Below are 12025 nucleotides of genomic sequence, written 5' to 3'. Positions count from 1 at the left end.
GAGTGTAATAATCTGCTTTGTGTCGTAATCGTAAATTTCGCGTTCGGTGTAAGTTGTGCGTCTTTCTTCTTTAGGCTGTACAGATCTGATAGCATGTCTTAAAAGTTCAAGACCTCCAATTAGCATCAATGCATCATTTGAATGACTTGTTCCCATAATTACCTCCTAAAGCCTTTTTCAGCTTTACGGTCATAATTATAAAGGTCAAGGGTGCCAAAAATCGTCACTGTGAAAAAAATGTGGTATATTTTTTATTATAGGCCGAGAAAAGTGTAGAAAATATTAAAATATTCCCCTAGAAAAGTGTAAAAAGATTTTTGTACAAAAATGTGTAATTTAGGTATGAAAATTAATGTAATTTTGTGTAAAAAATGCTTATGATTTATTATAAAAATGTGTAAATTTGAGAATAATATTCTTTATTTTTGTGTAAAGTGATTATAGAATAGAGCTATGAAAAGAAAGGCATTGGAACAACTTTTAGAATGGAAAAACTCTTCCCGAAGGAAACCTTTGATTTTAAAAGGTGCCAGACAGGTAGGAAAAACCTGGCTTATGAAAGAATTTGGCAGGCTCAATTATGAAAAAACATTCTACTTTTCTTTTGAAAAGGAAGAAGAGCTTTTTAGTATTTTTGAAAAAAATAAAGATCCGTACAGAATTATTGAGCAGCTTGGACTCATTTATGATGATAAAATTGAAGGTGAAAAGCATCTGATTATTTTTGATGAAATCCAGGAATGTCCAAATGCCCTTAATTCTTTAAAATATTTTAATGAAGAAGCAAATGAATATCATATAATCGCTGCAGGTAGTCTTTTGGGAACATTGCTGGCAGACTCTATGACTTATCCTGTAGGCAAGGTTAACCTTCTTGATATTTATCCAATGGATTTTGAAGAATTCTTAGGTGCTGTGCAGCCAGGGCTCTTAAAATATATTGAACAAACCCGGCCAAACGATATCTTAGAAATTCAGCATACAAAGCTTATTGAACAGTATCATAATTATTTAATTGTAGGCGGAATGCCGGAATGTGTTTCCTGCTGGGTTAGTGAAAAAAATTCAGGCACTGTTGCACAAATACAAAAAGAATTAATTACTCTCTATGAGAATGACTTTGCTAAACATAATAAAAAAGTAAATGCAGCCAGGATTCTTCTTGTATTCAGAAGCCTTGTAAGTCAGCTTTCAAAAGAGAATGAAAAATTTATTTATGGATGCGTAAAATCAGGAGCGCGGGCAAGGGAATTTGAAGAATCAATTGAATGGCTTGTTTCGAGTGGAATTGTTCTTAGAATCTTTGATGTAACAAAACCCGAGCATCCTTTAAAAGCATTCGAAGACCTTTCAAGTTTTAAGCTTTTCTTCTTTGATGTCGGGCTTTTAAAATATGCAGCAGGAGTCCCTAATAAAGATATTATTCTTAATACGGGATTTCAATTTAAGGGACCTCTTACGGAAAACTATTGCCTGCAGCAGTTAATTCCTCAATTTGATATAAATCCGCATTACTATTCTCCAGCGCAGAATTATGAAGTTGATTTTCTTCTTCAAAATGAAAGCGACATAATTCCTGTTGAATGCAAAGCAGGTAAAAATACTTTGAGTGCAAGTTTTAAGCGCTATAGGAAGGAACAAAAGCCAAATCTTGCAGTTCGTTTTTCAGAACTTCCTTACAAAGAGCAGGACGGCATGGTTAATGTTCCTCTTTATTTAGCAGGCCGAATAAAGAGACTGTAATCTGAACATCGTCACTATGAAAAAATATGTGGTATAATTTCTATTATGGACACAGAAAAGAAACAGAAAGTAAAAGAAAACCACACTAAGCCTTTAAGACTTTTTAAGATTGAACAGGCTATCCAGAATCTTTGTTACCCTAGTGTAGAAAAACTTCAGAAAGAACTGGAAGTTTCCCGCCGTACGATTCTTCGAGATATTGATGAGCTTAAGATTTACTACAACGCTCCGATTGAGTATGACCGTATGCGTAAGGGCTACTATTACAGTGACAATACTTACTTTGTAAAGAACATGCTTCTTACAGAAAGTGAAGTATTTGCAGTTACGGGAATACTTCCGCTTATGGAGCGTTACAATAATACTCCTCTCAAAAATACAATCACAAAGGTTTATGAAACTCTTTCTCAGATGCTCCCGAACCAGGTAGAAGTACAGTCCAGCTTTATGAATGATGTGGAGTTTATTGCCGATCCTATCCCTGTTATTTCTGAAGAAGTGTTCAATTCTGTGTTTAAGGCAACTAAACTTCATAAGATTATGCAGTTTGATTACCGTTCGATTAGTGCTACTGATTATAAACTGCATGAGCTTCACCCTTATAAGATTTACAATCAGAAAGGGGACTGGTATATTCTTGGCTATTCTCCAAAGCACGAAAAGTTTGCAACCTTTACGCTGGCACGCATGAAGAATATCGTTCTTGGAGATGACTTTAAGCCGGATCCTGATTATACAAAAAAAGTGCACATAGACCCAAACTTTGGTATCTGGAACAATGATACGCCGCCAAAGAAAATAGAGCTGCTCTTTGACAAAAGTATAAACACCTACATCCTTGAACGCACCTGGCATAAGAATCAGGAATGCCGCCAGAATGAAGATGGTTCTGTTTATCTCTGCTTTGAATCTAACCAGATGCAGGAAACACTTTTCTGGGCTTTGCGTTTTGGTGCATCAGTAACGGTACTTAATCCACCAGAACTTAAAGAAATGTATGCAGCAGAAGTTAGAAAAATGGCTGAAAAGCTGTAAATTTTTACAAAAAAAATGAAAAAAATTCTTATACTTATTTTACTCCCGGCACGTTCCCAATATCCGTAGTAACACAGGGGCTCAAAAACTCCCGTTTCATCTGCCAGCCGTCTTTGGTCCAGGATTTTGCAAGTGTAATTGAGCGGCGGCCGTAAGCAGTGGTTATATCGTCTACAGCTTTCATCAGGTTTTCTTTCTTAATATCTTCTTCCGGGTCTATGAAAAGCCAGAACTGATTCTGGGCTGGCTGTAAATCTAAGAGCGTAATCAGCACAACCTTGTATGCGTATCCCTGACGGTAGATGTGAGGAAGAACAGCTTTTGCAGCCCTTACAATGTCGGGAATATAGGATGTATGACGGAAAAGCTGGGCTATTCTTGAATTGGTGTACTGTTCATCCGGATTATCTGAATAATAGTTACAGGTTGAAATGGTAACCTGTACGGCTCTGCATTCGGAATGCTGCTGGCGGAGACGTTCTACTGCAAGTTCTGTGTATTCGACTATGGCACATTCAAGAGTTTCCATATCATAGACCTTCTTTGAAAACTGACGGCTTGAAGTAATTACGTCTTTCTTTTCTCTTTCTATTTTATCTACGCAACGTATGCCGTTTAGCTCCTGAACAGTTGCAAAGCCCTGTACTGTAAGCAGCCTTTTTGCATCACAGAGGGGCATATGCTTTAGCATAAGTGCATTCTTTATTCCGTGGAACCAGAGCTTTTCAGCTCTTTTGTGTCCAATTCCCCAGATTGTTTTCAGGTCTGTATGTTCCAAAAGAGCGTCTATTTCTGATGGATTGTAAACAAAAACTCCGCCGTGTTCCTTAGCTTTTTTGTTGTAGAGTTTTGCAAGAGTTTTAGTCGGGGCTGCTCCAACGCAGATAGGAATGCCGACTTCCTTTGCAATACGGCGCTTAAGGTCGTGACCGATTTCGTAATAGTCTTTTATGCTCCAGTTGCATTTGTCAAAAAAGAGGAAGCTTTCATCAATGGAGTATTCTTCAATATCCGGAGCGTATTCAAGATAGATGGATGTAATGCGACGGCTTATGTCTGCATAGAGGGTGTAGTTGCTGGAAAAGATAGTAACGCCTTTCTGCTCACATTCCTTTCTTACTTTGAAAAAGGGGACTCCGCGTTTTATTCCGCAGGCTTTGGCTTCCTTGTTGGCTGCAATAATAATTCCGTCATTGTTGGATAGAACTGCTACTGGCTTATTGCGTAAATCCGGTCTGTAGATTTGTTCACAGGATGCATAAAAGCTGTTGCCGTCAGCGTGTAAAATCATATCTCTTTTACCGTATGGATTACGTGAGTTACGGCTCCTGTTATGATTGTATCTTCTGCAGTTTTCCTTATGTTATAAACTCTTCCTAAAACAAAATGACCTTCAGATTCATAGACTACAAGGCTGTTAGGGGTGAGTCTTTTGGCACGATCGATGATAAGGATATCACCGTTATAGATTCCCATACAGGTATAGTTTGAACTTTCGATTTTCATTGTGACAGTTGCAGACGGATGCTTGATGAGAATGCTGTTAAAGTCTATGCCTTTCTGTTCATAGCCCTGAGCGGGACTTGGGAAACCTGTAATCATTAATTTGATGATAATTCTTGTTCGGTGAATTGTCAATAAATATAATCATCGAATAGTGATATACTTATTTTTATTGTCATTGTATAATATCTGATATGGATGCAGAAAACTTTTGGCATAAGGTAAAGAGTATTCTCTCTGAACAGGGCAAAAACCAGGAATGGCTTTGTGAACAGACCGGCATTGTTCTTGGAACTTTGCGTAACTGGATTTATTATAAACGCCTCCCAAACGTTGATGATGGAATCAGGATTGTAGAAACCCTTGGACTGACTATGGAACAGTTTAAGCTGTGGCCGGACATTCCTTCTGAAGATGTAATTAATATTCCGGTTTACGAGCAGGCATTTTCAGCGGGTAGGGGGCAGGAACTTCCCGACTCGGCCGATGTAATTGATTACGTTGCTCTTCCATCTCACCTGAAAAAATACCGTGAAAATATGTGTGCATCCTATGTCCGTGGTGATTCAATGGAGCCGACACTTTTTGACAACGACATCATCCTCTATGACAAATTCGGCTACGACGGAACAGACGGTATCTACGCCATTAATTACAGGGGAGCAGCCTTCGTAAAACGCCTCCAGCGCGATAGAGACTGCGTTCACATCATATCCGACAATCCCAAATACAAAGAGATGACCGAAGGTGATGAAAGCCAGGACTTCCGCGTAATTGGTAAGGTCCGCTATGTAATGCATAAGGTGCAGGGGTAGGGAAGTGAAACGGTCATTTTTCAAAGGTATTTTGGGGTTAAAACGGTCAGAATTCAAAGGTAAATTGAACATATTTCTTTCATTTTTAAGAGGATAATATGGGCAAATTAAATGATTACATCGGCAGTCAGTTCGGAAATCCACACGGAATTATCGGCTTTTTCTGCTGCAAGTGCATGAATATCATAAATCAGCAGATGTACAAAAAAACAGTTTCAATCCTGTCTCTCAATAAAAACCAAAAGCTTTTGGATATTGGATACGGGAACGGATATCTTCTTCACCTGGCAGACAAGGCGTTCGGCTGTAATCTCTACGGAATTGATATTTCAAAAGATATGAAAAGTCTGGCAACAAAACGCAACAAGAAGGCCGCTAAAGAAAACCGACTGAACCTTGAAGTAGGGGACTGCTGCAATCTGAACTTCCCCGATAATACATTTGATGCAGTTTCTTCTATTAATACAGTCTATTTCTGGTCTGATACCGTAAAAGGACTGTCAGAAATACGCCGATGTCTTCTTCCTGGCGGCTCTTTTGTGAATGCCGTTTACACAAAAGAGTGGCTTACCCATACCAGAATGGCCGAAAAAGGCTTTAATAAGTTTGATCCGGAAGACTTAGTAGAACTTGGAAAACAGGCCGGATTCACAAATATTACAGTTTCAGAAATAAAAAAAAGAAGAAACTTCGCGGTGATTTACAGAAAATAGGAGCAGAAAATGACCTTTATATTCGTAGCCTTGGGCGGTGCCGTGGGAGCATGTGCCCGTTATGCAATCAGCCTGATTCCGGTAAAATCTCAGTTTCCGATTCTCACGCTGATAACAAACCTTCTTGGTGCACTTCTGATCGGCTTTATCGTAGGAATTGCAGAAAGCCGGAACGTTTCTAAAAACACCATGCTTTTCCTCAAAACTGGCATTTGCGGTGGATTTACCACATTCTCTACATTCAGTCTGGAAGCCTATAACATTCTGTCTACCAGAAACTACGGATTATGCGGTCTTTATGTGGCTTTGAGTGTAGTTGGTTGTATTGCAGGTGTCTGGTGCGGAAAGAAACTGGCAACGCTGGTATAGGAGAGCTTATGGCAACAACAAAAGAATATCATGATTATGTAATGGAATGCCTGAATAAAGCGGGCGAAGTCACTTCCAGAAAGATGATGGGAGAATACTGCCTCTACTACAACGGCAAACTTTTTGGTGATATCTGCGATAACCGCCTGCTCGTTAAACAGACGGAAACTTCCAAAAAGCTCTTGGTCGACTGTCCGCTTGAATATCCCTACGAAGGCAGTAAAACTCTTATGTTCCTGGTAACTGAGTTTGAAAACCCTGATTTAATGAAAGAGTTGCTTGAAGGGATGTATATGGAGCTGAAATAAGCCACCAGCGGGCTTACATTGGTAGACAGAAGCTATATTATAGCTAGTATTATGTATAGAGTGTTTTTCAGTACTATTTTATCTTTTTACTCTTGATTCATCAACAAGATAGCTGTATCTAGCATATACTACTGTAGGAATGTCATCATCAGTTGATGCAATAAAAACAGCTTTGTTCAGCTTGGCGCCGAAGTTTCATTCTAAAAAATCACCTGCTTAATAAAAGCAAAAAAAACAGGGGATGACTGAGTAAAATTATCAGACATCCCCTGTTTTTATTTACTGTTTTTATTCTGCATAATCCCAGCTCCAGTCCCAGTAAAGCTCAACTTCGCCGGACTTTGTGTTCAGAATCTGTCATTTGTTTCCGTCAGAACGACTTCCTGCAGAAAGTGTGTAGCTGCCTGATTCGTCTACACCTTCCCCACCAGGGCCGATAGATTGTCAGCTGCAGCTCCATTCATCCTTACTGCTGTCATATTTAAATAAAGAAAGCAGAATTACATTTACGATTATGTACAAAAGGCCAAAATCGAGCGGAATCAAAACATCAAGTCCTGCCATAAGTGACTGAAAAGGATCAACTCCTAAAGCCGCAATTTTAAAAATTCCTACACTGATACAGAAAAATCTTAAAACAGTAAAACATATTTTTTATGAAAATTTTATATCCTCTTTTTTCATTTATATGATATAATTTTTATTGACACGTGTTGATTTATAATCAATCAGGAGTTACTTTTAATGAAAAGAAAAACATTTCCGGGTATTTTTGCACCTTTTGCTTTTTTCGTAGCAATCTGCTGCAGTTTTCTTTTAACAGGCTGTAAAGAGGATAAAAAAATGAATTACTTTTATGGATTTGATGCCAGTGCCGAAAGCGACAGCTGGAATAAGGGACGATATAAAAACGAAAACGGCGAAAAAAAGGACATTTTTGAAATCTTAAAAGATCACGGGGTAAATTATATCCGCCTACGGGTATGGAATGACCCTAAAAATGTAAACAATCCGGAAGAACCGGGACTTTCAAATCTGGAAACCCTTGTAAAGCAGGCAAAACGCGTAAAAGCCCTGGGCCTGGGTTTTCTTCTGGATTTTCACTACAGCGATTACTGGGCAGATCCGGGAAAACAGGCAATACCTCAGGCCTGGCTTTCGTGTACGACCTCTGACCAGGTGGCTAAAAAACTTTCAGAATGGACTTCTCAAGTACTTTCTGCCCTGCATGATGCAGAAGCCTCTCCAGATATGATTCAAATTGGAAACGAAATAAATTCCGGCATACTTACAGGCCATTATGAAAGTGGAAAATTAAAACCTCTTTCTTCTGTAGTATCCGGAAGTTCTTCACGGTCACCAGAAAATTACATAAAATATTTACAAAGCGGAATAGATGCTGCAAGAAAAAGCTGTCCGCAGGCAAAAATAATGCTTCACCTTGCAGAGGGCGGCGGAAAAATCAACTGGCTTCTGGATATGTATAAAGATGCCGGTCTTGATTATGACATCATAGGGCTTTCTTACTATCCTTTTGAAAAAAGTCACGGCGGCATTGATAATCTTGCAGAAAATATAAAAATTTTTAGAAAAACATACGGCAAAGAAGTTGTGATTGCAGAAACTGCCCACCCTTTTATGACTGATAATCCAAAATCTGCAGACCTCGTAAACGCGACTGCAAACCTTACCCATAAAAACGGCAAAGTTTACGAAGGAATTGAAGTAAAAAATGGCCTTGTTACTGCTTCGGTAAAAAATCAGGCGGCAGTAATAAAGGCTGTAAGTGACACAGCAAAGGCCAGTGGCGCAAGAGGATTTTTTACCTGGGGCGGTGAGTACCTGGGAAGCTGGAAATACGGAATGTTTTCCGATGCCGGCCTCCCCCTCGCCAGCCTGAATGTTTTTAAGGATTGATTACCTTGAATTTATTATTTCCTATGAAGAAGAAGGCAGAATCACGAAAATTGGAAAGGGCGAATATAAAATGCTATAAAAACAGGAACTTATTAATCATATTCCAGTCAAAACATCTTTTATAGTTCTGATTTGGAAAGTTACATTCCTGATTCCATGGACGGTCGAAAACCATCACTTTCAAATCTGGCATGTGGTCAAAAAATTTGAAGGCAGATGGAGAATCTTCAACCGCAAAATCAAAATGCATCTTGTAGTAATCTTCAAGTTCAAGATTAAAGCTGCTGCCCTTTATGAAATTGTCGCGGCCGTATTTATTAAGGCAGTACAAATCAACTCGATCCAATCCATGACGATTAAGCCATTCGCGCGAGGCATCAAAAGCACTAAAAGGGCGGCCTGTGATTATCTTTACGTCATGACCTTTATCAATCCAGCTGTTGATTGTTTGAATTGCGCCGGGTGTTTCTTCATAAGATAGAAGAACCTCCGGTCTGTGTCCCTTAATCATCATCTGATCATACTGTTCATCCGTCAAAGAAAAAGATTTCTGAAGATTAAAATAGTGAATCTGTTCATATGGAATATCCAGTCCGAACATTTCTTTTGCGAGTCCAGAAAAATAACGGGCTGTCTCACAGAGACAGTCATCAAAATCAACGTAGATGTTCATTAGTTACCTTCTTTATCAGATTGTTCTTCCATAAACGCTCTATAGTTTGAGTCATCATAAGGAGGGCAATAAACCGCAAATTCGATAGTCTTGAATGAAGGGGCATATTTTTTTGCAAGGTTTAGCATTGCTTTTGCTACCACTTTCGGATCATTCATAAAAGCACCGCAGCCAAATGCCCCAAGGACAAGCACATCAACATTTTGGGCGGCCGCTGCATCAAAAATACGAGAATCACGCTTTTCGTGCAGAGAATAAAGCTCTTCATTATTTAAAATGAGCCGTTGATTGCCATCACCTGAATTGTAACGATTGCTCGGATTCTCACGAAGATTTGGAGCAGCACAGGTAATGACATCTACATCATACCATTCATTTTCAGGAAGTAATTTAGGAGAAGTTGTATCGCTTTTAAAGACCGTGATATTTTTTGTGTAAAGAATATCATCATTATGTAAGGGAGTTCGAGCCTTTCTGTGTGGATTGTAGAATCTTTTCCAGTTTTCGTCCGTGTCCAGCGTAAAATAAAGTGTTGAGATTCGGCAAAGACATTCTTCCTGCGCCCCTGCTCCATTCACTACACCACCACCAGGATTTGTACTTGAAGCAAAATTCAAAACTGCAACTTTTTCTCCAATCTTCGCATAGTCCTGAGCCGCTTCAAAAGTACGTTTTTTTGAGATTATGATTTCAGCTTCTTTTTCAAATCGCTTAGTTTTGCTCGAATCCAAAAGACTTTCTTTTTCTCCAATAAATATCTGAGTATTTCGGGAAGCCTTTATGCTTTCAATCAACCGTGAAGATTTTTCACAAACGGAAACGGTATCTTCAAAAACCGCAATGTTTTCAAATCTGCCCATTTTTATCCCTCATAATCATATTTTTTAATAGCTTTATTATAAAGGCAAGCTTATATGATTGCATTAAAGTACTGCTTTAATGATTTTTACATCCAAAATGCTATCATATAAACAAGGTACTGGGAAATAGTTATGATTGACAAGAAAGATTTAGATTTTGACGTAAATTATATTACAGATGATTTCAATAGCGGTTTTTCTAAAAAACGTGATGGTTATGCTATTGTAAGAAAATATATTCTTGATAAGAAGCCAGTTCAATATCGTATTTGTACTATTTTTGGAATAAGATATACTGGTAAAACTGTTCTTATGAAACAGGTAATGGAAAACTTACCTGAAGAAGAAAAGAAAAAAACTGTCTTTATAACCTGTAATCAGAAAACAGACTTTCATAATATTGTAACTTTTATGAAAGATGCAATTGAAGAGGGGTTTACAAATTTTTTCATCGATGAAATTTCCTACGCAAAAGACTTTCAGAAGATTGGAGAAATTCTTTCAGATAATTTTGTTAGCTTCAGAAATGCAAGAGTTGTCGTCACTGGAAATGATTCTCTTACATTCTATTTGGTTTCAAAATCAATTCTTTATGACAGAAGCCTTTTTGTTCCAACAACGTTTACAACATTTCCTGAATTTGCAAGAATCCTGCGAAATAATTCAATAGATTTTTATATGGAACATGGTAATACTCTTTCAGAAGTAAATCCATTTGAAACACAAAAATCGGCAAAAAAATATATAGAAACATCCATAGTTTCAAATCTTATAAATTCATTAGAAAAAAGCGAAGGTACAAGATATTATCCGGTTCTAACCGAATTGTATGATACTAAAGTCTTGGAAAATGCAATATATAGAATTATGGACAACTATTCTCTAAGCCCGGTTATAAAAGCATTGAGAAAACAGTTTTATCTCTCTTCTCTAAATAATAATGTCAGAAAATTATTAACAATTGATGATTTCAAGGAAACAATTACACAAGAGCATCTTGCTGATATTAAAGCTTTCTTAAAAGAAATTGATGTTATAACAACAATTCCAGTAGTAACTTCAGATATTAACACAACAGAGCATACAAAAATGGACTTTATAACAAATCCTGGTTTGTATAAAGCATATATAAGATATGTGTTTGAGAAACTTAAGAATAATGAATATTGGGAAGCAGAGGCAACTAAGGAACAAAAGAAAAAACTGCTGGAAAACACTTATGAATTTGCAATGGACGATTTAATGGGAAACCTAATTATTGCAAACGTAAATGAAATTATGAATAACTCACGAATTATTTCAACGCTGGATTTAGACGGAAATCCAAAAGACCGATGGTATGTGTCAAAGCTTAACGTAGAGATTAACGGGAAGAAACATGAATCTGATCTTATTATTTTGGATAAAAAGGAAAACGAAGTGCATTTATTTGAAATAAAATATTCTTCAGGGTCAATTACTAATCAAACAGAGCATCTTGACGCACCTGATTTTATTGCTTATGTAAATAAATATTTTGGAAACGTTAAAAACAGAGTTGTACTTTATAATGGTAAAAATGACTTTTCAACAGAAATACCAAGGATTTCTGTTTCAAAATTTCTTACCTCTTTGTATAAACAAAAAAAAACAAACGAATTTAATATTAATGATATTATCGCAGGTTACAAATAAGAAATTCTTCGTAGAAATATGATTTAAGTACTTACAGAGAAAGAAATGCCTGGAGTAAACCATATTTAACCGAATAAACGTCCGGATAGGTTTACTCCAGGTTCTGGAGAACCCTCTGACTTAACAGAGCAGTTCCCCAACACAAATATAAATCTAAAATCGGCATTTGTCATTAAAGTTGTGCTTTAATAAACGAATCTAATCTTTTCCTTCTCATAAACGATTATTCCTTCGGCCTTTACAGTTTTCTCAAACGAACTGGAAATTAAACTTTTTTTCTCAAAATCTGACTCATTATTAACAAGTATATCAACAGGTTTTTTGCTTACGCCATACAAACTTGCATAAGCTTTAGCAGCTGTGTCATGTGTTACTTTATCATTTCCAGGCATTACAATATAAAAATCATAATCAC

General features: G+C 37.3%; 12 protein-coding genes and 1 pseudogene. 8 read left to right on the top strand and 5 right to left on the bottom strand.

Annotated features, from left to right (window positions below):
* Window positions 1–453: 453 nt before the first annotated feature.
* Both MSI_RS11925 and MSI_RS11920 read left to right on the top strand, forming a co-directional pair.
* Window positions 454–1743 carry an ATP-binding protein gene (locus MSI_RS11925; protein WP_009107375.1) on the top strand — a complete coding sequence of 430 codons (1290 nt, stop codon included), beginning with the start codon at window positions 454–456 and terminating at the stop codon, window positions 1741–1743.
* A 45-nt stretch (window positions 1744–1788) separates the two neighbouring features.
* Window positions 1789–2778, top strand: a complete 990-nt coding sequence (locus tag MSI_RS11920; protein WP_009107373.1) for a YafY family protein — start codon at window positions 1789–1791, stop codon at window positions 2776–2778.
* A gap of 34 nt (window positions 2779–2812) precedes the next feature.
* Here the strand turns inward: MSI_RS11920 and MSI_RS11915 are convergent, their stop codons facing one another.
* Together MSI_RS11915 and MSI_RS11910 are read right to left on the bottom strand one after the other, a co-directional pair.
* The gene (locus tag MSI_RS11915; protein ID WP_009107372.1) at window positions 2813–4069 is read right to left on the bottom strand and encodes a Y-family DNA polymerase; all 1257 of its coding nucleotides are present in this window, start codon (window positions 4067–4069) and stop codon (window positions 2813–2815) included.
* A complete protein-coding gene (locus MSI_RS11910) occupies window positions 4066–4380 on the bottom strand; it encodes a S24 family peptidase (protein ID WP_009107370.1) in 315 nt (104 codons plus the stop codon). Before MSI_RS11910 ends, MSI_RS11915 begins: the two co-directional genes overlap by 4 nt.
* A 95-nt stretch (window positions 4381–4475) precedes the next feature.
* Between MSI_RS11910 and MSI_RS11905 the strand changes: the two genes are divergently transcribed.
* The 5 genes from MSI_RS11905 (at window position 4476) to MSI_RS14150 (ending at window position 8403) form a co-directional block, all read left to right on the top strand.
* Window positions 4476–5096, top strand: a complete 621-nt coding sequence (locus tag MSI_RS11905) for a LexA family transcriptional regulator (RefSeq protein ID WP_009107368.1) — start codon at window positions 4476–4478, stop codon at window positions 5094–5096.
* Between the two features lie 98 nt (window positions 5097–5194).
* On the top strand, window positions 5195–5809 hold the full coding sequence (locus tag MSI_RS11900; RefSeq protein WP_009107366.1) for a class I SAM-dependent methyltransferase: 615 nt from the start codon (window positions 5195–5197) through the stop codon (window positions 5807–5809).
* 9 nt (window positions 5810–5818) lie between these two features.
* Window positions 5819–6178: a fluoride efflux transporter CrcB gene (gene crcB, locus MSI_RS11895; RefSeq protein ID WP_009107364.1), complete on the top strand. Its 360-nt coding sequence runs from the start codon at window positions 5819–5821 to the stop codon at window positions 6176–6178.
* An 8-nt stretch (window positions 6179–6186) separates the two neighbouring features.
* Window positions 6187–6486: a TfoX/Sxy family protein gene (locus MSI_RS11890; protein ID WP_009107362.1), complete on the top strand. Its 300-nt coding sequence runs from the start codon at window positions 6187–6189 to the stop codon at window positions 6484–6486.
* An 843-nt stretch (window positions 6487–7329) separates the two neighbouring features.
* Window positions 7330–8403 (top strand): glycosyl hydrolase 53 family protein, encoded by a 1074-nt coding sequence (locus MSI_RS14150; protein ID WP_192807765.1) that lies wholly within the window; start codon window positions 7330–7332, stop codon window positions 8401–8403.
* A gap of 73 nt (window positions 8404–8476) precedes the next feature.
* Here the strand turns inward: MSI_RS14150 and MSI_RS11880 are convergent, their stop codons facing one another.
* Window positions 8477–9076 carry a 2-dehydropantoate 2-reductase gene (locus MSI_RS11880; protein ID WP_009107357.1) on the bottom strand — a complete coding sequence of 200 codons (600 nt, stop codon included), beginning with the start codon at window positions 9074–9076 and terminating at the stop codon, window positions 8477–8479.
* Complete coding sequence (locus MSI_RS11875; protein ID WP_009107355.1) at window positions 9076–9936, bottom strand: TIGR02452 family protein; 861 nt, start codon at window positions 9934–9936, stop codon at window positions 9076–9078. Before MSI_RS11875 ends, MSI_RS11880 begins: the two co-directional genes overlap by 1 nt.
* A 132-nt stretch (window positions 9937–10068) precedes the next feature.
* Between MSI_RS11875 and MSI_RS11870 the strand changes: the two genes are divergently transcribed.
* Window positions 10069–11610, top strand: coding sequence for an AAA family ATPase (locus MSI_RS11870; protein WP_009107353.1), 1542 nt, complete (start codon window positions 10069–10071; stop codon window positions 11608–11610).
* A 185-nt stretch (window positions 11611–11795) separates the two neighbouring features.
* Here the strand turns inward: MSI_RS11870 and MSI_RS11865 are convergent.
* Window positions 11796–12025: pseudogene (locus MSI_RS11865) on the bottom strand (hypothetical protein); the annotation flags it as partial.

Origin of the sequence: Treponema sp. JC4, assembly GCF_000260795.1 — a bacterium.
Taxonomy (GTDB): Bacteria; Spirochaetota; Spirochaetia; order Treponematales; family Treponemataceae; genus Treponema_D.
The sequence above is the reverse complement of the archived record's forward strand: the minus strand, read 5'-3'. Positions and strand labels throughout refer to the sequence as shown.